Annotated in this window: 18 protein-coding genes; 12 read left to right on the plus strand and 6 right to left on the minus strand. The window is 54.9% G+C overall.

Annotated elements, in window-relative coordinates; genetic code table 11:
- Window positions 1-14 precede the first annotated feature (14 nt).
- Window positions 15-884 carry an OXA-55 family carbapenem-hydrolyzing class D beta-lactamase gene (gene blaOXA / locus ACWAU4_RS18150; protein WP_144128642.1) on the minus strand — a complete coding sequence of 290 codons (870 nt, stop codon included), beginning with the start codon at window positions 882-884 and terminating at the stop codon, window positions 15-17.
- A 447-nt stretch (window positions 885-1,331) separates the two neighbouring features.
- Here blaOXA and ACWAU4_RS18155 point away from each other — a divergent pair, with 447 nt between their 5' ends.
- The 12 genes from ACWAU4_RS18155 to ACWAU4_RS18210 all read left to right on the plus strand — a co-directional run bounded on the left by ACWAU4_RS18155 (window position 1,332) and on the right by ACWAU4_RS18210 (window position 16,217).
- A complete protein-coding gene (locus ACWAU4_RS18155; protein WP_208125072.1) occupies window positions 1,332-2,480 on the plus strand; it encodes a pyroglutamyl-peptidase I in 1,149 nt (382 codons plus the stop codon).
- Between the two features lie 72 nt (window positions 2,481-2,552).
- Entirely contained in the window at window positions 2,553-3,122 is a 570-nt protein-coding gene (locus ACWAU4_RS18160) for a SprT family zinc-dependent metalloprotease (RefSeq protein WP_208125073.1), read from the plus strand.
- 95 nt (window positions 3,123-3,217) lie between these two features.
- Window positions 3,218-3,973, plus strand: a complete 756-nt coding sequence (locus ACWAU4_RS18165; protein WP_370629046.1) for an endonuclease — start codon at window positions 3,218-3,220, stop codon at window positions 3,971-3,973.
- Between the two features lie 18 nt (window positions 3,974-3,991).
- Complete coding sequence (gene rsmE, locus ACWAU4_RS18170; RefSeq protein ID WP_044735161.1) at window positions 3,992-4,723, plus strand: 16S rRNA (uracil(1498)-N(3))-methyltransferase; 732 nt, start codon at window positions 3,992-3,994, stop codon at window positions 4,721-4,723.
- A gap of 43 nt (window positions 4,724-4,766) precedes the next feature.
- Window positions 4,767-5,726, plus strand: coding sequence for a glutathione synthase (gshB, locus tag ACWAU4_RS18175; protein ID WP_096140986.1), 960 nt, complete (start codon window positions 4,767-4,769; stop codon window positions 5,724-5,726).
- Window positions 5,727-5,733: 7 nt separating this feature from the next.
- A complete protein-coding gene (locus tag ACWAU4_RS18180) occupies window positions 5,734-7,050 on the plus strand; it encodes an alkaline phosphatase (protein WP_208125074.1) in 1,317 nt (438 codons plus the stop codon).
- A 124-nt stretch (window positions 7,051-7,174) separates the two neighbouring features.
- Window positions 7,175-8,209 (plus strand): class I SAM-dependent methyltransferase, encoded by a 1,035-nt coding sequence (locus ACWAU4_RS18185; RefSeq protein ID WP_208126221.1) that lies wholly within the window; start codon window positions 7,175-7,177, stop codon window positions 8,207-8,209.
- A 301-nt stretch (window positions 8,210-8,510) separates the two neighbouring features.
- Window positions 8,511-10,181 (plus strand): DUF342 domain-containing protein, encoded by a 1,671-nt coding sequence (locus tag ACWAU4_RS18190; protein WP_208125075.1) that lies wholly within the window; start codon window positions 8,511-8,513, stop codon window positions 10,179-10,181.
- A gap of 94 nt (window positions 10,182-10,275) precedes the next feature.
- Window positions 10,276-10,638, plus strand: coding sequence for a DUF4144 family protein (locus ACWAU4_RS18195; protein ID WP_025008910.1), 363 nt, complete (start codon window positions 10,276-10,278; stop codon window positions 10,636-10,638).
- Between the two features lie 119 nt (window positions 10,639-10,757).
- A complete protein-coding gene (locus ACWAU4_RS18200; RefSeq protein WP_186295213.1) occupies window positions 10,758-11,885 on the plus strand; it encodes a site-2 protease family protein in 1,128 nt (375 codons plus the stop codon).
- Window positions 11,886-12,081: 196 nt separating this feature from the next.
- On the plus strand, window positions 12,082-13,143 hold the full coding sequence (locus ACWAU4_RS18205) for an efflux RND transporter periplasmic adaptor subunit (protein WP_208125076.1): 1,062 nt from the start codon (window positions 12,082-12,084) through the stop codon (window positions 13,141-13,143).
- Window positions 13,143-16,217, plus strand: a complete 3,075-nt coding sequence (locus ACWAU4_RS18210) for an efflux RND transporter permease subunit (protein ID WP_208125077.1) — start codon at window positions 13,143-13,145, stop codon at window positions 16,215-16,217. The genes ACWAU4_RS18205 and ACWAU4_RS18210 overlap by 1 nt, the downstream gene beginning before the upstream one ends.
- A 91-nt stretch (window positions 16,218-16,308) precedes the next feature.
- Here the strand turns inward: ACWAU4_RS18210 and ACWAU4_RS18215 are convergent, their stop codons facing one another.
- The 5 genes from ACWAU4_RS18215 to ACWAU4_RS18235 form a co-directional block, all read right to left on the minus strand.
- Window positions 16,309-19,098, minus strand: a complete 2,790-nt coding sequence (locus ACWAU4_RS18215; RefSeq protein WP_208125078.1) for a M16 family metallopeptidase — start codon at window positions 19,096-19,098, stop codon at window positions 16,309-16,311.
- A 68-nt stretch (window positions 19,099-19,166) separates the two neighbouring features.
- The gene (locus tag ACWAU4_RS18220) at window positions 19,167-21,527 is read right to left on the minus strand and encodes a TonB-dependent receptor plug domain-containing protein (RefSeq protein ID WP_208125079.1); all 2,361 of its coding nucleotides are present in this window, start codon (window positions 21,525-21,527) and stop codon (window positions 19,167-19,169) included.
- A 352-nt stretch (window positions 21,528-21,879) separates the two neighbouring features.
- Complete coding sequence (locus ACWAU4_RS18225) at window positions 21,880-22,737, minus strand: pirin family protein (RefSeq protein WP_045283031.1); 858 nt, start codon at window positions 22,735-22,737, stop codon at window positions 21,880-21,882.
- Window positions 22,738-22,836: 99 nt separating this feature from the next.
- Window positions 22,837-23,760 carry a phosphatidate cytidylyltransferase gene (locus tag ACWAU4_RS18230; RefSeq protein WP_025008904.1) on the minus strand — a complete coding sequence of 308 codons (924 nt, stop codon included), beginning with the start codon at window positions 23,758-23,760 and terminating at the stop codon, window positions 22,837-22,839.
- Window positions 23,757-24,395 (minus strand): lysophospholipid acyltransferase family protein, encoded by a 639-nt coding sequence (locus ACWAU4_RS18235; protein ID WP_025889733.1) that lies wholly within the window; start codon window positions 24,393-24,395, stop codon window positions 23,757-23,759. The genes ACWAU4_RS18230 and ACWAU4_RS18235 overlap by 4 nt, the downstream gene beginning before the upstream one ends.
- Window positions 24,396-24,410 lie beyond the last annotated feature (15 nt).

The raw sequence follows: 24,410 nt of genomic DNA on the forward strand, positions 1-24,410 counted from the left end.
CGTGCCAGCCAGACTCAAGGCAGCAGCTGTTCCTGCTTGAGCACCTGTTTCACCAGTTGTTGGCGTAACGGTAACTGGCTGGCCGAGGCCAGATCCAGGTTAATGGCGAAATAGACAGTGTTGTCGTCCAACTCCAACCAACCGACCCACCAACCTATGGCCGGCGTACGCCGCACACCATAGCCTGTCTTGGCGCGAATAATATAGTCAGTACTCGCTTCGGTCAGCATCATCTGTTTGACAATTCGCTGGCTGCGCTCGGACACAGGTAACTTGTTGTCATGCAGTTGCCTTAGAAAATCCACTTGTTGAAATGCTGTAATTCTCAGTTGGCCGTCGAGCCAGAAGCTGTCCGCTTGGCCACCGATATCCTGATTGCCATATTCCAGCTGCCGCACCATAGCCGCCATCACTTTGGGGCCTATCTCCCTGGCCAACTGCTGATACACAGGCACCACAGAGTACTTCATTGCGGTGCGAAAACTCTGGTCCCTGTTCCAGGCGGCAATTTCACGAACCTTTCCGTCCCAGCTAAAACGACTGGTTTCATCGCGCACCGCCCCGGTTTCCAACGCAATAAGGCTGGAGGGGATCTTGAAGGTGGAAGCCGGAATAAAGCCTTCGGCGGCGCGACTTAGATTGTTGGAGAGCCCCAAAGAACGCTTTTGATCCCAAAGCAGTAAACTGCCTTTAACACCTGCGGACTCGAACAGCTTGTCCCAGCGGCGTACCTCTTGCCAACCCTCGGCCGTGACCTCAGAGCCGACGTCACTGACCTTGGTCTGCTCAGCTGCCACAGCCTGCGTTTGTTGAGCCAATAAACACAGCAACATGGGCAGCAGCAAACGCTTACTCAGGCGCTTTCTGTGCAAACCTTTATTCATCTCATTCCCCTATTATTCCCGGCGGTCAAAGCAACAAGCATACAGCCCTGGGGTGAATAATGGTCTGGCAAAGCCCTGCTCAATTGTGGCAACAATCTGGCAAGGTAACAGATAGCTTTCCAGTTGCTGACGAGTGTTGCATACTTGAGGAAGGTGCAAACAAGTCCCATGTGTGCTCTGCGTCGGCTTACAGGCCTGGATGCAAGGCGTGGTTCGCAGCAAATGGCCTTAGTCCTTTGCAAGAAGCACAACACAGCAGGCAGACCTGTAAACCACGCCCTTCGGGGCTTTCACAGCAACCGGCTCTCTGCGTTATCTGACTTCGACAGGCCCCGGCATGCCTTCCGTCAGATGCCTTGAACGCCAATTGCTGTGCAAGCCAGAGTGCCACGAGGACTTATTCGCACCTTCCCTAACTTTACAACTCTATAAGCGAAAGGAACTGCCATGTTTAAGCCCAGCCTGGCCATAGCCCTGCTGTCGGGTACTCTGGTTTCTCTGTCGGCTCAGGCCGGTGTCGAAGAGGATCGCCTGCCTGCCGCCAACGAAAAAATGCCTCAAGTCGTCCAGCGCTATCAGGCATTGACAGATGATCTGGTAACGAAATACCGCCAACATACCGATGAGCTCAAGGTTACCCAGATGGTGGCGCACCAGGGGCAACGCCTGTGGCAACAGGCGGTCAGAGATGTGCAGTCAGGTCACAGCGACGACCGCTCCCTTTACTGGAGCCGGTTGCAGATGCGAGCAGAGCTGGGCAAACAGTCGCCCAAGTTCAATATCGCCTCCTGGCAAAGAGAAATACTGACCAAGGCGGTGGAAAAGTCATCCCGAGGTTTCAGCGATATCGACTTTAAGGATGATGCCAGCATCAAGATACTGCTAACCGGATTCGACCCCTTCTTTCTCGATCGCAATATAGAGCAGAGCAACCCTTCAGGTCTGGTCGCCCTGGCATTGGATGGTTACCGCTTCTCGGTTAACGGCCGCCAGGCACAGATAGAGACAGTGATGATCCCGGTACGTTTCGCTGACTTTGATGAGGGCATCATAGAGTCGCTGTTGACCCCGGTTTATCGCGACAAGAGTGTCGACATGGTGGTCACTGTCAGTATGGGGCGCAGCGACTTCGATCTGGAACGCTTTCCGGGCCGCAACCGCAGCGCCGAAGCCCCGGACAACCGCAATGTTTTTACCGGCGCCAGTAAACAGCGACCTCTGCCACCCAAGCTGGAAAACGACACCCTCAATGGCCCTGAGTTTGTCGAGTTCTCCCTGCCGGTAGCAGCCATGCAGAGCGTAAACGGCCGCTGGAAAGCCAACGACAACCATATTGTCAGCACCCTTTCCCGTGGCGAGTTTCAGGCAAGCAGCCTGAGCGAACTGCAAAACAGCACTTCGGTGGAGGGGTCTGGCGGCGGTTACCTGTCCAATGAGATCTCCTACCGGGCTATCCTGCTGCAAAACCAACTCGGTAGCCGTATTCCCACCGGGCATATTCATACCCCGAGAATTGCCGGTTTCGAGCCCGCTACCGAAGAAGCGATAGTCGAGCAGGTCAAAGCCATGCTGACAGCGGCGACCAAAAGTTTATAATCCCTGATTCAACAGAGGCGCAGTTGCGCCTCTGCTTATTTGCCACCAATTAATGCCAATTCGAGTTTTCTCATGCTGAGTCAGTTGTTCAGATCCCTTAAAAACGCCGGCACTTCTGAATACAACCAAGCACCTGAGCCACAGCCTCAAGCTGCCGCTAGTGAGGCGCAGCAGGCAGTGCTCGATGCAATAGAACTTTGCTATCTCAAGGCTGAGGCCGCCCTGGGCCGAGCGCTAAAGCGCCCTTCGGTCAGCTTTGCCCTGCGAGGCCGCAGCGCCGGTACCGCTCATCCAACCGAGAACCGCTTGCGCTTCAATCCGGTGCTACTGGAGCAAAACCTGCACACCTTCACCCATGAGGTGGTTCCACACGAGATTTGCCACCTGCTCTGTTTCCAACTGCATGGCAAGACCCGACCTCATGGCAAGGAGTGGCAAAGCCTGATGCGGCGGATTTATGGCCTGGCGCCGCGTACCACTCACTCGATGGATATCAGCTCGGTCAAACCCAGAACCCTGCTCTATCAATGTGGCTGCGGTGTAGTAGAGCTGAGCATTCGCCGTCATAACAAGGTCGTGCGGGGCCAGGCTAAATATCAATGCCGCCGCTGCGGCCAACTGCTTAGCCCTCAGCCATCCTGAGCCAAGTTGCCAAGCCTGGCGGCTTCTTTTACTATCTGCTGCAACAATTCCAAGTCTGGCACCTGAGGTATCGGCTGTCGGCACCCGAAGTTATGATTTTAGGGAATAGCGTGATTTCATTGCACCTGCGGCCACTCGTGGCCCTGCCGCTGCTTTTGGCGGCCTCTTCTGTGCTGGCATCGCCCAGCCATCCAAGCAGTTTTTCCGAAGCCAAGAAACGCGCCAAGGTGATTTACAGTCAAACGCTGCCGGCAGTCAGTTTCTACTGTGGCTGTGCCATCAAAATGGAAGGCAAGAAATGGCAGCCGGATTTGGCAAGTTGCGGTTATCAGATTCGCAAACAAGAGACCCGTGCCAACCGCATAGAATGGGAGCATATAGTACCTGCCTGGGAGTTTGGCCATCAGTTGCAGTGCTGGCAAAACGGCGGCCGTAAGAACTGCAGCAGCAAAGATAAGACCTTTAAGCGCATGGAGGCCGACCTGCACAATCTGGTGCCGGCCGTGGGAGAGGTCAATGGCGACAGATCCAACTTCAGGTTCAGTCAGTGGAACGCCAAGCCAAGCCAATATGGCCAGTGTCAGATGACAGTCGACTTCAAGGGCCGTAAGGCAGAACCGCCAGCGCAGGCAAGAGGACGCATCGCCCGTACCTACCTTTATATGCAGCAGACCTATGGGCTCAAGATAGCCTCCAGCCAATTAAAGTTGTTCAAGGCGTGGGACAAAAGCTATCCAGTTGATACTATTGAGTGCCGGCGAGATCAGGTAATAGCCGCCTCTCAGGGCAATCACAACCCATTGGTGCAGAAAGCCTGCAACCAAAGCGGCCTCAGCGGCAGCGCAGAATAAGCCTAAGGAATACAGAGCATGAGAGTGCCGAGAATTTATCACACAGGCCCGATAACCCCAGGCCAAGTTCTGTCATTGGATGATGACGCCAGCGCCCATGTCGGCCGAGTGCTGCGCATGAGCAGCGGCGAGCAGATAAGCCTGTTCAATGGTGACGGCAAAGACTATCCGGCCACTATCGTCAGCGCCGGAAAGAAAGCCGTGGATGTACACGTGCTGTCTGCCATGGACAATCCCTCTGAGTCCCCCCTGGATCTGCACCTTGGGCAAGTGATCTCCCGCGGCGATCGCATGGACTTCACCTTGCAAAAATCGGTAGAGTTGGGGGTTAACACCATCACGCCACTGTTTTCAGAGCGTTGCGGCGTTAAACTCAGCGGCGATAGGTTAGAAAAGAAACTGCAGCAGTGGCAAAAAATTGTTATCAGCGCCTGTGAGCAATCCGGCCGTAGCCGGGTTCCTGAAGTGAGACCGGTAATGGAGCTGGCCGCTTGGTGCGCCGAGCCAACAACAGCATTGAAACTCAATCTGCATCCCAGAGCCGCTCACGGCATCAATGGCCTTGAGCTGCCAAACAACAAGGTGCGACTCTTGATAGGTCCGGAAGGCGGCCTGTCGGAGCAGGAAATTGCCATGACAGAAACCCAGGCATTTACCGAAGTTCTGCTCGGCCCCAGAGTACTGCGCACCGAAACCGCGGCACTAACCGCCATTACCGCATTGCAACTCAGATTCGGCGATCTGGGTTAACCATTTTCCGCCCGGTGGGCGTAACGAATAAAGGAAAGGCATCATGATCAAGCTCGGCATAGTGATGGACCCCATCAAGGATATCAACATCAAGAAAGACTCCAGCTTCGCCATGTTGTTGGCGGCGCAGTCTCGCGGCTATGAGCTCTTCTATATGGAGATGCAGGATCTGGCGCTGCTGCAGGGTGAAGCCTGGGCCAAGATGCGGCCACTCAAGGTTCAGGAAGATCCCACTGATTGGTATCAGTTGGGTGAAGCGACCGACACGCCGCTTAAGGAGCTGGATGTGATTCTGATGCGTAAGGACCCACCGTTCGATACCGAATATATCTACGCCACTTACATGCTGGAGCGCGCAGAAGAAGCCGGGGTATTGATAGTCAACAAGCCACAGAGCCTGCGTGATGCCAATGAAAAGCTGTTTACCGCCTGGTTCAGCCAATTTACCCCCACCACACTGGTCAGTAGCGACCCGCAGCGGTTACGCGCTTTCCATGCCCAGCATGGCGATGTGATCCTCAAGCCGCTTGACGGCATGGGCGGCACATCCATATTCAGGGTTAAGCAGGACGATCCCAACCTAGGGGTTATCATAGAAACCCTGACAGATTACGGCCAAAACTATGCCATGGCGCAGGTGTTTATTCCCGAGATCACCAAGGGCGATAAGCGGATTCTGGTCATCGACGGCGAGCCTGTGCCCTACTGTTTGGCGCGGATCCCCAAGAAGGGCGAAACCCGCGGTAACCTGGCGGCCGGTGGCAGCGGTGTTGCCCAGCCTCTGTCAGAAAGTGACTGGGCCATTGCCAGAGCCCTGGGCCCAGAGCTTAAAAAGCGCGGCCTGATCTTCGTCGGTCTGGATGTGATCGGGGATAAGCTCACCGAAATCAATGTCACCAGCCCCACTTGCATCAAAGAGATTGAAGCGGCTTTCGATGTCAATATCACCGGCATGCTGATGAATGCCATTGAGCAAAGACTGCAACAAAAACAACAAGGATGAGACTCTGATGAAACTGAGCCAACTCACGGGCGCATTACTGGGACTGTCATTGTTGCTGCCACTGGCAGCCGATGCCAATCAGTTGCCCAACCCCGCCCCTTCCAGACCCCAAAATATCGTGATCATGGTCGGTGATGGCATGGGGCCGGCTTATACCAGCGCCTACCGGTATTTCAACGACAACCCGGATACCGAAGAGATAGAACAGACGGTATTCGATCGCCTGTTGGTCGGTATGGCCAGTACCTACCCCGCCAGAGTCAGCGGCTATGTCACCGACTCCGCCGCCGCGGCAACTGCGCTGGCAACCGGGGTAAAAAGCTATAACGGTGCTATCTCGGTCGACACCCAGAAGCAACCGATCCCGACCATAATGGAAAAGGCCAAGCAGCGGGGCATGAGCACGGGAGTGGCGGTCACTTCCCAGATAAATCACGCCACGCCGGCGGCCTTTCTGTCTCACAGCGAAAGTCGCAAACACTATGTCGAGCTGGCCAACAAGTATCTGGAGACGGATGCCGATGTGATGCTGGGGGGCGGCCAGAAATACTTCGATCAGGAGCTGCTGGCCAAGTTTGATGCCAAGGGCTATCAAATTTTACAGGAGTTCAGCGCGCTTGAAAGCATCAAACAGCCCAAGGTAATGGGCCTGTTTGCCGAAGTGCAACTGCCCTGGGTGCTGGATGACAAGAACGGCCATCGCCTCAGCGCCATGACGGGCAAGGCGCTGGAGCTCTTGTCACAAAACAACAACGGCTTTGTATTACTGGTCGAAGGCAGTCTGATCGACTGGGCCGGTCACAATAACGACATCGCCGCTGCCATGGCGGAGATGGATGAATTTGCCCGTACCATGGAAGTGGTTGAGCAGTTCGTGCGCCAAAACCCCAATACCCTGATGGTGGCCACCGCAGATCACAATACCGGCGGCCTATCCATCGGCAGCAAGGGTAAATATGCCTGGAACCCAGAGGTGCTCAAGGGGCTGTCTGCCAGTATCGATACTCTGGCCGCCGCGGCGTTGACCGCAGAAGACTGGCAAGCGCCGCTGGCTCAAGGCCTGGGTTTTGAGCTGGAACCCGCGTTGCTGGAGCAGTTGACCAAGGCCAGAATGCAAGGCAAAGATACGCTGGCCAGCGCTATCAAACAGGAAGTGGATCGCCGCTCCAACACAGGCTGGACCACCGGCGGCCATACAGGCACAGATGTGCAGGTGTTTGCCACAGGCCCGGGCGCCGAGTTATTTATCGGCAACCAGGACAACACAGATATCGCCTCCAAACTGATAAGCTTGCTGCCCAAGGGGCAAAGGTCTGCTCAGTAATGCTTAACCTTGCAAAAAGCGGCCTTGGCCGCTTTTTTTATGTTTGCCGGCCATAACTCTTGCCCGCTGCCACCACTGATTGGCTATAATGCGCGGCAGATTTTATCCTTGGAAGTCCCCAATGTTGCTGACACCGCCATCGCAATTACTGCTGCGCAACAGTGCGCTATTTGAAGGCCAAAGCCTGCTGCTGCTCAACCATGAGAGCGACAACTGCGCCAGAGAGCTTTTGAACCTGTGCCCGAGAGTCGATGCCCTGGCGCTGGATTTCAATCACTTCCAACAGCTTAAGTCGCAAGCCAAGGCCGAGCTTCATTGTTACTTTGGCCACCAGTTGCCCCATACTGACAGGTTCGAGACGGTTGTGGTCTACTACCCCAAGGCCAAGCCGCTGCTCGCTTATCTGCTGGAACTGGCGGCGCTGCACCTGCAACCGGGAGGTCAACTACTAGTCATAGGGGAAAACAAAGGCGGGATAAAGTCGTTTGCCAAACAGCAAATCCGCTGGTTCAGCAATGCGGCCAAACTGGACAACGCCCGTCATTGCCTGCTGTTTGCCGCCGAGGCCATCGCCAGCCCAACTGCGCTGGATATTGAAGCCTTTGTCAGCCATTACAACTTGCCCACTCCCCAAGGGGACATACAAATCTGCAATATGGCCGGGGTATTCAGTGAAAAACGCCTGGATCTGGGCACTGAGCTGTTGCTGTCTCATCTGCCCAAGCTCGAGGGCCGGGTACTGGACTTTGGCTGCGGCGCCGGAGTGATTGCCGCCGCCCTGCTCAAGGTCCAGCCGGAGCTTAATCTGGATTGTGTCGACATCAACGCCATGGCACTGCTGTCCTGTGAGCTGACACTGAAGGCCAACGGCCTGAGCGCCAAAGTCTATCCATCCGATGGCTTGAGCGCCACTCAGGGCGAGTTCGACGCCATCATCTCCAACCCGCCGTTTCACGATGGCTTGGCAGCCACCACCCATATTGCCGAAAGCTTTATCGCCGACAGCGCCAACAGGCTAAGGGACAGAGGAGTATGGCAGATAGTGGCCAATCGTCACCTGCCCTACAGCGACACAATCGCGGCCCATTTCGGTAACGTGAACGTGATTGCCGAAAACAACAAATACAAGCTTTACCGGAATATCAGTAACAAAAAGTAACGCCGGGCAATTTTGGTAACTTTTCGCTAAGAGATCAAAGATTTTTATAAGTATTCAGGGCTATTATCTTTTGAGCAACTGCTAATAATATGTTAACAACAGGCTTCATTTTGGCGAGCTTATGTTGCTATACTCAACAGCAGTCGGGAAAATAATAATAGTACCATTCCGTACAGGAGTTGATTCAGTCGATACGCGCCTGTTGTCTCGCCATAGCATAGTTATGGCGTCAACAAACAGCTTGGTACTCGATGTTTAAACTTCGAAAAGGAAGGGTATAACTAACCTGGATAACTTTAATATGCTGGCGCCGGATCTCGTTGAACTCAGCAGCAATAAGCAATTTGCCGAGCTGAGGCTCATCCCCAAAACCCATGGCCCCGTGACCGAGGAAGCCATACGTCATCTGTTGGCCCTACCAGACTTCGCCAATCTCTGTCCGCTGGACAGTCAAATCGCCAAAGCCGTCAAGGACGTCAATAAGCTTTACGCCGAAGAAGATGGTCAGTTCGAGCAGTTCTTTCAGATAGCCGAGCGCCGTGACGGCCAGATATCACTCCAGCCCAGTAAAGATAAGATGCAAGCCGGTATGACCCTCACTGCCGCCTGGGGCGGTAAAGAGATCACCCTGCCGGACATTCTTCGCCGCCTGAAAGAAGAGAAGATCTGCATGGGACTGTCGAAAATCAAGATAGAAACCATGCTCAAACGCCTGAAGCAGAGTAAACCGGGCGAAACCATAGAAGGCACTATTGCCTGTGGCAAGGCGGCGGTGAACGGCAACCATGCCAGATTGGATCGCAAAGTGCCCCTGGCCCGTGAGCGTCTGCTGCACCCACAGGAGCGGGAGGATGGCACAGTGGACATGCGTAACCTGGGCGCAGTCATCATGGTCAATGCCGGCGATCTCTTGATGGAAAGGATCCCCGCCACTCAAGGAACCCCAGGATACAATGTCTTCGGCGAAGTATTGCCGGCCAAGCCGGGGAAAGATCTGGAGATGGTGGCCGGCAAAGGTACAGAGTTCAGCGCCAAAGACAGCAACAAGCTTATCGCCACGGTTGCCGGTCAGCCGGTGGAAGTCCGCAACGGCATGCAGGTAGATGATGTATTGCAGATAAAAGATGTGGACGTGGGCTACGGCAATGTCGACTTCAAGGGCAGTATCCTTATCAGTGGCGACGTCCACGAGGGGATGCAGGTCAAGAGCAGTGGCGATATCACTGTAATGGGTTTTGTCGACTCGGCATCCTTGATGGCCGAAGGGGATGTAACCGTCAGCAAGGGCATCATAGGCAGGCAGATCCGCGCCAATGAGTTGTCGACCCAAATCAGAGCCAAGGGGCAGATATCGGCCCAGTTTGTGCAATATTCCGATCTCCAATGCCAGGGCGATATCCTGGTGACCAAGCAGCTGCTGCACAGCAATAGCCGTACCGACAGTAAACTCACAGTCAGCGACGCCAACGGCCGCCGCGGAGATCTGGTGGGAGGAATTGCCAAGGCGGAAAAAGGCATCAAGGCCGTCGCCATAGGCGCTACAGCGGATACCAAGACAGATCTCTTCTGCGCCATGCGTTTGGGAGAGTACCGCCAAAACCTCAAAGATCTGGAAGAAAGTGTCCGGGTTTTGGTGGTAGCCGGTTTGGATATGGAAGCCAGACTGAGAAAACTGCCACCCAAGAGCGAATGGCAGGCAGATCCAGCCATGGTCGAGCAGGTCAAAATGATGCTGGAAGAGAAACACCGTGTCGATGATGAGCGAGTGCGGGAAGAAACCGAACTCGAGCTGCTGAAGGCGGAAACCGAAGGCTACTATCGCCATTACTTTGTCGAAGCCCTGAAGCATATCTACTCCAATGTGGAAATTCACATAGGCCCGGCGCAGCACCGCACCCAGAGGGAACATGGCCCCTGTGTAGTTCAAAACCAAAATGGAGAAATCCATTTCGACTACAGCAGCCGCGGCTGATATTAAACCGGGCCTCGGTTCTACGCGGGATAATTAATCGCAACGCCAGGCCGTTGTGATATGGTGTTGGGGACAGCTTATTCCTGGAGCCCCTATGACACAGCCAGCCTGGCCCGCCATTCTGAAACCGGCAGATTCGGACGAACTGGTGTATCTCGAGAATGAAAGAGACTGGCTGGAATATATCTGCCTGAATCAACACCTGAGTTGCCAGGGCGATCAACTGATAGATTCCGGCGGCTTATGTTATCCCATACTTCCGGCCATTCGCTGTGACGAACCTGTACTGGCCTCATTGCCACAAATAGGCCCGAGCCATACGCAGCTCGAACTCACAGATCTCAAGCTGTTGGTGCAAAAGCACGCCGCCGCGCTCGGCAGTTGCTGCGTTGCCAAGTTAGCCTTTATCACTTTTCCCCAAGGACTGGAGATGGTGCGTTATCTAGACAGTCTCTAAGGCGTTCTGGCAAAGGACTTGGGCCATTTACTGCAAACTGCGCCTTGTATCCAAACCTGTAAGCCGATGCAAAGCCCCCACGGACATGTTCGCACCTTCCCTGACAAAGCCCGGTGCCCATGGGTATAATCGGCGCGTTTTCTCTCACCGGAGTCATAGATTTGCAACTTCTGAAAATAGATTGCTTAGGGAAGCCCCTGAGGCTGGAAGGTTCCATGGCGGGTTGGCAGCAACTTTTTTGGGATAACCAATTAGTCTCACAACAAGCCGCCAGCGCCGATGACCAAGGCATTGGCAGCCATGAGTTCAGCCTCAGTCGCGCCGATGGCAGCAGCATCAAGGTATGCCTGGAAACCCAGCTCAACTGGCAACCCTTTGAGCTGAGCTATCGCTTGCTCATCGATGAGCAAGTCACTATTGAAGGCAGCCGCAATAGCAAAGATATTGAGCGGCAAACACCGGACATAGCGCCGGTAAAACAGCAGAAACTGAGTCTGGTGGGGCTGGTGTCTCTGGGCTTCAAACTGCTCAAGAGCGCCAAGGTGATCAAGGTCGTCCTGGCAGGAGCCAGTATTGCCGCCTACTCCTGGCTGTTTTCCCTGCAGTTTGCCCTGGCTCTGATTGCCTGCCTGGTGTTTCACGAGTACGGCCATATCCGAGCGATGAAATATTTTGGCATGAAGACCAAGGGTATCTACCTCATCCCCTTCATGGGCGGCCTGGCCTTGTCCGATGAGAAGATCAACACCCGTTGGCAAGACGTGGTGATCTCCATCATGGGGCCAACCTTTGGCCTGTTGATGTCCCTGGCGGCACTCGTTGTCTACTGGATCACAGGCAATCCCTTCTTTGCCGGTCTGGCGGCCTTCAACGCCTTGCTCAACCTGTTCAACCTGTTGCCTATTTTGCCGCTAGATGGCGGGCATATTCTCAAGAGCATCAGCTTTTCGATGAACAGCGCCATCGGCCTTATCGTCTGTATTCTGGGTGCTGCCATAGGGGTATTTATCAGCTACAGTCTGGGGCTGGCACTGCTGGGGTTCCTGTTGTTGATAGGCAGCGTCGAGATTCTGTTTGAGTGGAAACAGCGTCATCACAGTCATCTGTTACCGCTGGACAGGTATGGGCAAGTGTTTTCCATTGTCTGGTATCTACTGACAGTGGCGGCGCTGGTGGCGGTTATCTGGCATCTGGCCGGCAGCGGTGATGACATGCTGGGACTGCCACTCAAGATATTGCAAAGCTGATTTAACACTCAGGTTGCAAGGCTGCCACAGCTGCGCGTCCTGGGTGCTACATTCAGGCAAATTAGTGCCTGAAAATCTCTATTGGGATCAAAAATCACAAAGATAGATCACCAATGCCTTAAATTGTCGGAATGCCCTGGATCCTGATTAAGGTAAACTGAATTGCTTACCGCTTAATCCATGATACAGGGCGTTTATGAAAACACTTTCAGGCTCCAGTCTTTGGTTACTGATCTTTTGTCTGCCAATTTCCCTATCACTCTCGGCGCAGGAGGTTCAACCCCCTCCGGTAACCGTAGAAGCGGTGAAACAGGCATCCTTTAGAGATGTCGCCAACGAAGTCGGTAAAATTCGGGCTATCGACTCTGTGGCCCTCAGTTTCAACGCCAGCGCCAAACTCACGGCGATCCACTTCAAAAACGGAGACATGGTCAAACAGGGTGACTTGATTGCCGAGCTCGACAGTGTCAAGGCGCAAGCCGATGTCGACAAGGCCCGCAGCACGCTGGCTCTGGCGAAAACCAAACTGGAACGAGTCAGAGGCCTGCTAGCCAAAGAGCCGGATTCACTGTCAAAACAAGATGTGGATGAGCTGGAAGAAAATGTGCAACTGGCCGCCGCCGATTTCAAACAGAAACAGGCCACCCTCGCCGATTACAGCCTCATCGCCCCCTTCGATGGCCAATTAACTTCCTTTACTCCCTCTATCGGTGCCCAAATAACCGCAGAGACACCTCTGGTAACCCTGTACCGCTTGGATCCGGTTGAAGTGCATTTTGCCATCAGCCAAGTCGAGTTCGGCAAGGCGCAGCGCGGTCAGGAGGTGCATCTCACAGTGGAGGCCTACAAGGGACGCGAGTTCAAAGGGCTGGTCAGCTATGTGGCGCCGGCAGTCGATGAGAGTTCGGGCCGGGTGGAGGTTCATGCGCAACTGAGCAACCCGGATCAGGCCTTGGCTCCCGGAATGTTTGCCAACGTAAAGCAGATATTCAGCAAGGGGATCAAGCACTTGTTGGTGCCACAAAATTCCATCATTGCCAATAATGAAGAACGCTTTGTCTGGGTACTGCAAGGCGACAAAGTCAGCAAGCGCCCTGTGTCACTTGGGCGCAACACCAATGACGGTTATGTCATCATCAAGTCGGGGCTGCAAAACTCAGATACTGTGGTGCGAACAGGCATGCAGAACCTGCAAGAGGGAGGTGAAGTCAGAGTCCTGACCAATGCCTTATTGGCCACCGAAGAGGACCAACTCTGATGCGCCTGCCGGAAATCTGTATTCGCCACCCAATTTTCGCCTCGGTGATCAGCATAATGATAGTGCTGATCGGCCTGGTGTCTTTCGGCAAATTGCCGATTCAATACTTCCCTGACTACAACACTCACTCGGCTTCGGTCAGCGCATCCATCAATGGCGCCAGCGCCGAATTCATGTCCGAGAATGTCGCTGATAAGCTTATCGACGCCGCCTCCGGGCTGGATAAGGTCGATACCATGACCACCGACTGTCAGGAAGGCAGTTGCACTCTGTCCATCAACTTCAGCAAAGAGATAGATGACATCGAATACACCAATTTGATGAACAAGCTGCGCTCCAGCGTTGAAGCCATCAACGACTTTCCCCAAAGCATGATAGACAAGCCCAGAGTGACAGATGACGTGTCGGCGACCCATTCCGCCAGCAATATCATCAGCTTTGTCAACGAGGGCGGTATGACCAAGCAGCAGATGTATGATTACATCAGCCAGCAACTTGTACCTCAATTCAAACATCTGTCCGGTGTGGGCGCCGTATGGGGTCCCTATGGCGGCTCACAGCGCGCCGCCAGGGTTTGGCTAAACCCGGATCAGATGAAGGCGCTCAATATCAAGGCCGCCGATGTGGTGGCCACCCTGAGCACCTACAACGCCACTTTTACCTCGGGCACCATAGTGGGCAAGTCCCGCGACTTCTCCATCAACCCACTCAGCCAGGTTGAAAACATAGAAGATATTCGCGATCTGGTGATCCGGGTCGATAACGACAAAATTATCCGGGTGAAGGATATCGCCAATGTCGTGATGGGCGAAGAGAACCTGCGGCCCAGCCTTTTGAGCATTGGCGGACATCAGGCGATGTCGCTGCAAATACTGCCGCTGGCCAACGCCAACCCTGTGACAGTGGCACAAACCATACGTGCCGAAATCGACAGGATGCAACACCAGTTGCCGGCCGGTCTCAAGATGCAGTTGGTCTATAACCAAGCCGACTTCATTCAAGCCTCTATCGAAGAGGGTTTCTCTACCTTACTGGAAGCCATAGTGCTGGTGTCCCTGATTGTGGTGCTGTTTCTCGGCTCACTCAGAGCCGCTTCGATTCCGATTATCACCATTCCCGTCTGTGTCATAGGGGTATTTGCCGTTATGGCCTGGCTGGGGTTCAGTATCAATGTACTGACCATATTGGCAATCATCCTCGCCATAGGTCTGGTGGTGGACGACGCCATCGTAGTGGTGGAAAACTGCTACCGCCATATAGAAAAAGGTGAAACGCCTTTTAACGCTGCAATCAAGGGCAGCCAGGAGATCATCTTTCCCATCATAGCCATGACATTGACACTGGCTGCCGTTTATCTGCCGATAGGTTTGATGTCCGGACTGACGGCCGATCTGTTCCGCCAGTTTTCCTTCACTCTGGCGGCGGCGGTGATCATCTCAGGGGTGGTGGCCTTGACCCTCTCGCCCATGATGAGTGCCTATTTGATTCAGCAAAGCCACAAACATCCGGCCTGGTTTCAGCGGGTCGAGTTGGGGCTGGAGCGTTTGATTGAGCGCTACAGCCAGGAACTGGAGCTCTGGTTCAACCGTAAGCGTCTGTTGGCCGGAATCGCCTTGCTGCTGGTCGTTTCGGGTGGCGTACTCTATTGGTACATGCCCAAGGTACTGCTGCCCACAGAAGACAGCGGCTTTATTGACGCCAGCGCCAAGGGCCCCACCGGCGTTGGCCGCCAATATCACCTGAATCACAACGCCGAGCTTAACAGCGTTATGGATGACAACCCCAATGTAGCCGCCAATCTGGCTTATATCGAAGGCGGCCCGGTCAACCATGTGTTGCTGAAACCTTGGGGAGAACGCAGCGACACCGCCGCCGAAGTGATAGATCAACTGATAGCCAAAGCCAAACAGCAGGTGTCGGCCTACAACATGTCGTTCAGTGTTCGCTCCGCCGACGGCTTGAATATCCCCACCAATCTGCAACTGCAGTTGATGACGCTGGACAGAGACAAAGATGCCTTGGCCCACACCGCCGAGAAGGTGGTTAAGCTGCTGGAGGGCTATCCCGGTCTGACCAATATCAACAACTCGACCCTCAGGGACTTGCCACGCTTCGATCTCAGCATAGATCGCAATGCGGTGATCCTTTCCGGTGCCAGCTACAGCGATGTAACCAATGCGCTGTCGACCTTTTTAGGCTCGGTCAAAGCCGCCGATCTGCACTCGGACGACGGCTTCACCTACCCTATCCAGGTTCAGGTTAACCTGGAGATGCTGGGCGACTTCAATGTGCTCAGTAAGCTGTATGTCACCTCTGAATCGGGTGAGGCGCTGCCGCTGTCGCAATTTGTCACCATAAAGCAGGCAACCGCTGAGTCGAATATCAAGACCTTTATGGGTCGCGACGCCGCCCTAATCAGCGCCGATCTTATGCCGGGTTACTCCCCGGGAGAGATCAAACTCTGGCTGGATGAGCAACTGCCGTCGCTGCTGGCTCCATCACAGGGCTATGCCTACAACGGCATAATCAAAGAACTGATGGACTCCCAGGCAGGCACTCAGTCACTGTTTTTGCTGGCTTTGGTGTTTATCTATCTGATCCTGGCGGCGCAGTTTGAGAGCTTTGTCGATCCCTTGATCATTCTCCTCACTGTGCCCCTGTGTCTGGTGGGAGCCTTGCTGACTCTCAACCTCTTTGGCCAGAGTATGAATATCTATTCCCAGATAGGTTTGTTGACTCTGGTAGGCCTGGTGACCAAACACGGGATCTTGCTGGTCGAGTTCGCCAATAAGCAGCGCCAGGCCGGCAAAAGCGCCCTCGATGCCGCCATGGCCAGCGCCCGCTCAAGGCTGCGTCCTATTTTGATGACCTCGCTGGCGATGATCCTCAGCGCCATCCCATTGGCCATAGCCTCTGGCCCCGGCTCTCTTGGACGGATAAACATAGGCCTGGTCTTGGTGGGTGGCTTGTTGATGGGCACCTTCTTCTCGCTGTTTGTGGTGCCTGTGGCCTACTTGGCCATGAGCCAGTTAAAACAAAAAGATGTGCTGGCCAAGCTCAGAGGCAAGATCTAAAGTTTCGCCAACGCTCTATCACTTCTTACTCACCCACTTTCCAACTCTCAAAAAAGCGCCACCCCGGGGGTGGCACTTTTTTGCCTGAGTTTTACTCGCTTGCCGGCAGCATCACGGCCTCAAAGACCCGGCTTTGCCGGATAAACTGCTTAAGCAGGCTATTCAGCTCAGCGGCTGTGACCTCCTCATTGAAGCGAGCTTTTTGCCCTATCTGCTGCGGCCCACCCACTGCCATATAGCTTTGGCCGACCGCCTCCAGCCAACCGAGATTGGATTTAAGCTCCCGCTGCAGCCTGTCCTGACGTTGACGGCGCTTATTTTCCAGCGAATGGGGCGATACGCCCTCATCAGTCATCCGCTTGAGCACCAGATGCAGTTGCTGGATCAGTTCATCGACCCGCTCCGGATCGCTGCTGAAGCTGATACGGCCCGAGCTGAAATCTTCCCCCGGCTCCTGCCAGAACCAAGCGGTTACCCCATAAACGCCGCTGGCCTCCTCCCTGAGTTTGAGCCTGAGCTGCTCCTGAATAAGCTCCCCCATGAACGACAACTGATAAGCTTGCTTTGCTGACCAAGGCTGCGGATAGGAAGTTAGATAGACTTCTGTTTCGGCTCTGGGCTCACCGGAGACAGGCATCTGCAGACGTTCCTTTGGGGTCGCCGGCCGAATTTGGTATTGCTTGCGCGCCTCCCTTTTTACCTCAATCCCCGCCAGATACTGCTCGGCTAAGTGAATGAGGCGTGCCTCGTCGATATCGCCGACAAAGAACAGAATAAAGTCGGTATTACCCAGCATGTGACGGCGATAATCGGCCAGCAGCTCATCCTCGGTCAGGGTCGTCAGCAACTCGGGATCCGGGTTGTAAACCGTCGGCACTCCGGGGTAGCGCCTGGCATCTATGGTGCGGGCAAACTGTTCCCCAGGGTCATTGGCATATTGTGCCCGGGTCGCCTGATACTCTTCGCGCCAGTGCTTCAAGGCATTCGATGCAAACTGTACCTGTTGCAACTTGAAGCGAAACAGCTGCAACAACGCCGCCAGATCATCCCTGTGGGCCCAGCCGGAAAAGCCTTGCGTCTGGCCGTCCAGCAAACTGGAAAGCACCAGAGGATAGTCGCTGTCATAGTGGTCGATCGCCTGCTGCGGCACCTCACCGGCGCCGAACTCATCTGCCAGGTTCACCGCCAGACGCAGCTTTTGCGCCTCCGAAGGCGCCAGACTGCCCATCCCCCCGACAGTCAAGGCCTTGAAGTGCACTTCACCCGGGTTGAGATCAGATTGGCTGAATACCAGACGCAACCCGTTGCTGAGTCGATACTCCTTCAGGCGTCCATCGGCGGCTTCACCGATAAAGCGACTGCTGCCGGCCTCGGCCTTGAACTCGGGCATCTCAGCGGTCTGTTGCCCGGCTTCAAAGTCGCTGTGCTGCCTGCTCATACTCTGCTGCCATAATGCATTGGCTTCAGCACTCGTCAGTGCCGATATCTCCCCGGCCCCAAGAGTCTGCAGCAATAAGCGGGAACTTGGCGCCGTTAAACGCGCCAGCGCCTGATTGATATCCTCGGTCGTCAGCGAGCCAATCAGCTCCAGGTTGAGCCGGGCTCTGTCTTTATAGCTCAACCAGGGGTCGAGATTGGCAGCGGTAGTGACCAGGTCGCCGGCAATATCTATGCTGTAAACCGCCTTATCGGCGCGGCGCTGTTCCAATTTCAGTTGGCGTTTCAGCTGGGAAGCCACGGCCTTATCGCTGAAACCATGCTGCTTGAGGGTGGCCAGAAGATCAAACAGTGCACTGGCGGCGCTATGGTACTCACCCTTCTTGAGCTGCAAGGTGAAAATGCTCTGCCTGGTCTCACGGCCGATGGCCGAGGAGAAGAAAGCGCCCGACAGCAGCCAGTCTTGATGTTGCTTCTCCCACTGCTGCAGACGCAGATTCAGCATACGCCCGGCTATCTGCTCGGCCAGCTCGCGGCGATAACCGGCCCGCGAATAATCCGGCTCAAGCGGCGAGAAAAAGCTCAGCTCCAGCGCCGGCTCTTCGGCGCCGACTTCATGCACCTTGGCGGCCCTCAGGCCATCTTGCAGCGGTATGCCAAAGTCCACGGTTTCCAGCGGTGTAGTGGCCGCAGGCATGGCTCCCAGATATTGCTCGACCATGGCCTTGAACTTGGCGACATCTATATCACCGCTCGCCACCAGCGCCATATTATCCGGCCGATACCAGCGGCGATAAAAGTCGGCCACCCGCTTACCGGATACCTGGCGTATGGTTTCGGGATCGCCGATTGGATCGCGCGCCGCATAACGGGAACCGGCCATTTCGATGGCAGACTTTTTATCCCCCAAGCGCAGCATAGGCCCAAGCCTTGCCCGCCACTCCTCCAGCACTATGCCACGCTCGGCATCGAGATCGTCGCGGGCAATGCTCACCTCTGCCGCCCAGTCGGCAATAATTCTAAGCGCCAGCTCCAGAGTCTGCGGCCGGTTATCCGGCAGATTGAGCAGATAGACGGTATTTTCAAAGTCAGTGAAGGCATTGACATCTATGCCAAACTTCAGCCCGGCATCCTCCAGCGCGCTGATGACGCTGTTGCCCTTAAAGTGCTTGCTGCCGTTAAAGGCCATATGCTCGACCATATGGGCCACTCCCCTTTGGTCGTCATCTTCATGCATGGAACCGGCGTTGACCACCAAACGCAGATACACGCGTTTGGCCGGGGCATCGTTGGGGGCCAGATAATAGCGAAAGCCATTTTCCAGCCGGCCCTGAACCAAGTCAGGATCACTGTTCAGAGGCAGCATATCGCTGGTTTGACAGGCCGCCAGCAGGCAAGCCATCGCCGCCATCATCAGGCGGCCGAATCGTGTTTTAACAATCATCTCAGGATTTCCAGAACTCAACAAAAAAGCAGCTTCCGGTGAAGCTGCCCGTCACCACCACTCAGGGTTTAGAAGCGATAACCCACTTCCAGCCAGAACTGACGCCCTGGGGTATAGAGGCCGTATTCGCCGTTCTGGTTGGCCTTGAGGCTATACTGGCGTACCTGGTTGAGCACATTGTTGATATCCAGCTGCAGATAGACCTCACCGCCCAGCGCCTGCGGCTCCCAGCGAATACGGCTATCCCACTGGGTGTGACTGCCGAAGTCATAGCTGCGGTACATCTCCAGCGCCGCCTGGCTGTTTACCGACTCATATCCCCGTACCGGCGCCTTGACATAAAGCTTGTTGCCCCAGGTGATATTCCAGGCCGGTAACTCCATATCCAACCCAAGACGCACCATCCACTCTTCCTGGGATGAGTTGACCTTCTGCTCCATCTGGCGACGGCTCATCATGGCGCCATCAAGCATCACCGCCTCATCCGGGTTCATCGCCTTATCCAGATCGTTGCGATCTGTCTCCAGCCAATCGGCCGCCAGCGACCACTCCCATTGACTGGCACCTAAGGTCAGCGGCGCTATGTTATTCAGTTGCAGGGTGTAGACATGAACCTTGTAGTCTTCGCCATTGCGATAGTCGTCCACCTTGACGCTGCCTACCTGGCTTCTATGGGTCACCAGCCGATCGCGATAGTCCCTCAGGGTATAGCGACCACTCAGGCTTAAATTGCCCAGATTCTGGTGCAGCGCCAGGGTCAACTCATCGGAGAAGGGGGTTTTCAGATCCTTGATGCTTTCGTATCTGCGGGTGTGATCCTGGCTGAGTTTAAGTATTTCATCCGCCAGCTTCATCGAAGCGAAAGAGCGGCCATAGTAACGGTTAAGCCCGATATCCACCCGGGTGCCCTCGACGACATCCCAGTTGAGTGCCAGCCGCGGCGCCAGGTTGAGATTATTCAGGTAGTCATCATGCTCAAGCCTCAACCCGGGGCGGAATTGCCAGGCGCCGAATTTGATGGTGTCCTGCAGATAAGCCGCCGAGTTGCGGTGGCGGGTGTCTATGCTGCCGGCCAATACGGTTTGTTCATCGAGCGGCATCTCCATGCCCGACATTATCAAGCGGATCTCCTGATTGACCTCCCTTGGGCGGTAAAAATCATAGTCGGTCTGCTGGAAACTCAAGCCGGTTTCCAGGCTGTGATTGACATCGCCCCAATAGAGGCGTTTGAAGCTGACATCGGCCAGCAGTTGCAGATTTCGCTGCTTGAGACGACTGTCGCCATAGCCCCCCTTCTGGTAATCCAGCCCGCTATCGGCATCACTGATCACCAGCACGGTATCACTCTGGGAGTGACGCTCATCCTCAAAGCTGTCGTAGGCCGCCTTGAGGGACAGACTTCCCAGGCTGAACTCCCGCTCCAGACTCAGGGTCGACCCCAGTGCCGAGTGGCTGTCTTCAAAGTCATTGTCTATGTTCTCGCCCATAAACAGGCCTTCACGGTAGGCCGAATAACGCCAGTCCCAGTCGATTCGGGTCAGGGGATCCGGCGTCCAGGCCAGATTCAACAACAGGTTGTCCGATCTGCGGCTCTGATCCTGAGAATCAACCGTACCTTCTGCATCCATGATCCGGCTCTGGCGAATGCTGGAGCGGCGTTGACCAAAGGCCAGCACCATGCCCAGCTCGTCGTTAATCCCCTGCTGCCACTGCCCCGAATAACTGTGTTTAACAAAATCGGGCTGATAGATGGCCTTACCCCCTTCGGGCCTGGCCTGCTGCAAAAACTCATTAATGTTGGGATCAACCTTCTGGCTGGTCCAACTGCTGCGGCTGGTACGGTAAAGCAGCTGGCCGCCGTTGACGCCGTTATAGCTCAGGGTATCGGCCACTACGGCCCCGCCGGTAAAGCCCCCCAGGCTGGCCGGCACATTGTTGTCATAAACGGTGATCCCGGCCAGCATGGCGGCATCGAAAAAATAGGCCTGCTCTGAGCTCATCCCCGGCAAGACCCCGACACTGCCGTCAAACAGGCCTGAGCTGGGATCCAGATCGTTGTTGATATTGATGCCATCAATAAGAAACGCCGTCTGTTCAGACTCGGCGCCATAGATGGAGATCTTCGACGGTTTGATTTCACCGCCACTAAACCCTTCATCCAGCCCCTCCAGGCGCACCGCAGGGTTGGATTTGACCAAGTCGCTCAAGTTGCCATCGGCCGAAGGGGTACGGCGGATCATCTGCTCATCCAGAGTGCTTTTGCCATCCAAACCGTTATCGGCTCTGTCTTTGACTGTCACAACCGCGCTGGTTTCGGGCGACTCATTCGAAGAGGGCGCTTGCTTATTTAGCGTTTCGGCGCCGGATGCGGCGCAAAAGAGTACGGCTGCCACAGCCAAAGCCACAGCAGAAGGTGCGGGGTATTGCATATAAAACCTGACTAATGAGAATGATTCTCATAATTGTTACAGGCAAAATATTTCCCGACAAGATAGCCAAAATTCAGCCAAGGTAATAAGAATGTTTTGTAAAAAGCGTCACAGGTTTAACTTTTGGTAACTTTTTGAGAAAGGAGCAAACAATAAGGCCCAGGCTAACCTTTAAAATCAATCAAAGGTGGGGTTGGGCAAAACCTATCACAGGTTAACCGCACCGTATTCCAAATGACTTTTTAACGAAAAAATCTTAAAAATTTACATTTGTGTCAGCACTGATGTGCTGTTTAGGCGGAAAAAAGCAAGAGGCGGCCACAGCAAAGCAGCCGTCTGTTGCCTATGTCAGTTAAACGGAACCGGATGGGATCTCACCGAAATCACCGTTTTGGTAGTCACGAATGGCCTGCAGGATCTCCGCCTGGGTATTCATCACAAAAGGCCCCATCTGCACCACGGCCTCACCAATGGGGTTACCGGCCAGAATGAGCAGCCCCGCGCCCTTGAAACCGGCTTGCAGCTCGAGAGGATAACGACTGTCGAGCAGCAACATATTACCGGCGGCCAGTTGTTTGCCATCCGGCAGTTGCAATTCACCACTGTGCAGATAGAGCGCCAGTCGCCCCAGATGACTGAGATCCAACTCGGCTTGGGCATCAGGCGCCAGCGTCAAATCGGCAATCGCCGCATCGCCGGCCAACCCGGTCAAGGGAGCACTGGCTTCAGTACCGGCGAAACGCCAGTCACCGGCCAGCAGTCTCAGGCTGGCGCCGTCAGTTTCAAGCTGTTGGTGTTCATCGGCTGCGCTGTCCTGATACCTGGGCGGCCGCATCTTGTCCTTGGCCGGCATATTGAGCCAGATCTGAAAGCCATGCAGCCCCTCTTTGGCATCGGCCAGCGGCATTTCGGAGTGGACCACACCGCGGCCGGTACTCATCCACTGCACCTTGCCTTCGCGGATGGCGCGGACATTGCCCAGTTGATCCCTGTGCTCAAAGCCGCCCTTGCGGATATAAGTAAAAGTTTCCATACCGCGGTGGGGATGCGGCGGAAAACCGCCGAGATAATCGCGTTCATCGTCGGAGCGGATCTCATCCAGCATCAGATAGGGATCCAACGCCAGAGCCTGAAAATCGGCGACCCGGCTGATATTGACCCCATCGCCGTCAGAGGTGGGTTGCGCCGGCAGTATTTGCAATATTTTCATCATTGGGCTCCTTCACTTTGGAATAGCCCCAGCTTACTGCCGACAAATAACAACAAAAAGCGCATTTATCCGCTATGAGTCTTCGACTTTATAGAAAGGTCACACCCACCAATAGCGCACCACATGGAAGAAAACCGGCGCGGCAAAACAGACAGAATCCATGCGATCCAGCATGCCGCCGTGGCCCTCTATCATATGGCCCCAATCCTTGACGCCGCGGTCACGCTTGATGGCCGACATCACCAGTCCCCCGGCAAAGCCGAGCAGGTTCACCAGTAAAGCTATGATTGCCGCCTGCCAGGGGGTGAATGGGGTGATCCAGAACAGCGAGGTACCCACCAGCGTCGCCAGCAATACCCCACCGACCAGGCCTTCCAGGGTCTTGGAGGGCGACAGCTTGGGTGCCACCTTGCGTTTGCCAAACAGCTTGCCACAGCAATACTGCAGCACGTCGGAGAGTTGCACTACCAGAATGAGCCAGGCAATCAGCAGCAAGTTACGCCCTTCATAGCCCTCTATCTTCAAGGTCATCAGCGCCGGCACCGACGAGACACAATAAACGGCTATCATCAGCCCCCACTGCACCTTGGCGGTACGCTCAAGGTAACGTGTAGTATCGCCGCCAAGTGCTGCCAGAATCGGCATCAGCAGGAACAGATACACGGGAATAAAGATACTGAACATGCCGTACCAATGGATGGCAATAAGCAGATACTGCACCGGCAAGGCAAAATAGAAGGCGGCGACCAGGGCCGGATAATCGCTGGCCCGGGTCGGTGTCAGGGTTAAAAACTCCCTGAGCGCATAGAAAGATACCAGGGCAAACAGCAATATCACCCCATAGAGCCCGAACAGGAAAGCGATACCTATGGCCAACACCATCATCCACCAGGCATCGATTCTGGCATTGAGATTGGCAATAACGGCGTTGTTGCCCTTACGCCAGGCCAGCAAACGACCTATCAGGGTCGCTACCACCAGCAGTAGGCCAATACCGGCAAACAACCACAGTGTCTGGTTCATACTTCCTCCCGTGACATTGCCAATAGTGCCAAACGCAAACGCTCGAGAAAGGCCACCTTGGTTTCCTGCGGCTGCAGCTTGATAGGCGTACCAAAACTCAAAGTGCAGAGCAGCGGCAACGGCAGATAACGCCCCTTGGGCATGGCGCGATTGAGGTTGGCAATCCACACGGGGATCAGCTCCAGATCCGGGCGCGAGTGTGCCAGATGATAGATTCCACTCTTGAACGGCAACAATGGCGCCTCGCTCAGATTACGGGTTCCTTCCGGGAAGAAGATCAGCGAGTCGCCCTCGGCCAGCGCCTTTTCCACCGGCGCCAAGGGATTGCCCTCACCATGGCTCTCTCTTGGAATAAGCACGGCATTGAATACCCGCTGAATAATAAAGCGCCTCAGCGCCGTCTTCTGCCAATACTCGGCGCCGGCAACCGGACGTGTCTTGCGTCTCAGCAAGGCAGGCAGTGATGCCCACAGCAACACAAAGTCACCGTGACTGCTGTGATTGGCAAAGTAGAGCCGCTGATTGTGATTGGCGCGGCAACCAAGCCACAGGGCGCGGGCACCGGTGACCAACCTGGCCGCCGAGGTGATCCCAAAGGCAGTCAATCCCGCGAGCCAGCCGATTAGGGTATCCATAGATAAGGGTAAACT

It is taken from the genome of Shewanella sp. FeAMO (genome assembly GCF_053653955.1).

Bases quoted from the DNA above. Each gene is read 5' to 3' on its own strand.
- ACWAU4_RS18210 (WP_208125077.1), top strand. From the start codon at position 13,143: ATGCGCCTGCCGGAAATCTGTATTCGCCACCCAATTTTCGCCTCGGTG.
- ACWAU4_RS18220 (WP_208125079.1), bottom strand. From the start codon at position 21,527: ATGCAATACCCCGCACCTTCTGCTGTGGCTTTGGCTGTGGCAGCCGTA.
- ACWAU4_RS18230 (WP_025008904.1), bottom strand. From the start codon at position 23,760: ATGAACCAGACACTGTGGTTGTTTGCCGGTATTGGCCTACTGCTGGTG.
- ACWAU4_RS18235 (WP_025889733.1), bottom strand. From the start codon at position 24,395: ATGGATACCCTAATCGGCTGGCTCGCGGGATTGACTGCCTTTGGGATC.
- gshB (WP_096140986.1), top strand. From the start codon at position 4,767: ATGATCAAGCTCGGCATAGTGATGGACCCCATCAAGGATATCAACATC.
- ACWAU4_RS18225 (WP_045283031.1), bottom strand. From the start codon at position 22,737: ATGAAAATATTGCAAATACTGCCGGCGCAACCCACCTCTGACGGCGAT.
- ACWAU4_RS18200 (WP_186295213.1), top strand. From the start codon at position 10,758: ATGGGTATAATCGGCGCGTTTTCTCTCACCGGAGTCATAGATTTGCAA.
- ACWAU4_RS18190 (WP_208125075.1), top strand. From the start codon at position 8,511: ATGCTGGCGCCGGATCTCGTTGAACTCAGCAGCAATAAGCAATTTGCC.
- ACWAU4_RS18160 (WP_208125073.1), top strand. From the start codon at position 2,553: ATGCTGAGTCAGTTGTTCAGATCCCTTAAAAACGCCGGCACTTCTGAA.
- ACWAU4_RS18155 (WP_208125072.1), top strand. From the start codon at position 1,332: ATGTTTAAGCCCAGCCTGGCCATAGCCCTGCTGTCGGGTACTCTGGTT.
- ACWAU4_RS18205 (WP_208125076.1), top strand. From the start codon at position 12,082: ATGAAAACACTTTCAGGCTCCAGTCTTTGGTTACTGATCTTTTGTCTG.
- rsmE (WP_044735161.1), top strand. From the start codon at position 3,992: ATGAGAGTGCCGAGAATTTATCACACAGGCCCGATAACCCCAGGCCAA.
- ACWAU4_RS18215 (WP_208125078.1), bottom strand. From the start codon at position 19,098: ATGATTGTTAAAACACGATTCGGCCGCCTGATGATGGCGGCGATGGCT.
- blaOXA (WP_144128642.1), bottom strand. From the start codon at position 884: ATGAATAAAGGTTTGCACAGAAAGCGCCTGAGTAAGCGTTTGCTGCTG.
- ACWAU4_RS18195 (WP_025008910.1), top strand. From the start codon at position 10,276: ATGACACAGCCAGCCTGGCCCGCCATTCTGAAACCGGCAGATTCGGAC.
- ACWAU4_RS18180 (WP_208125074.1), top strand. From the start codon at position 5,734: ATGAAACTGAGCCAACTCACGGGCGCATTACTGGGACTGTCATTGTTG.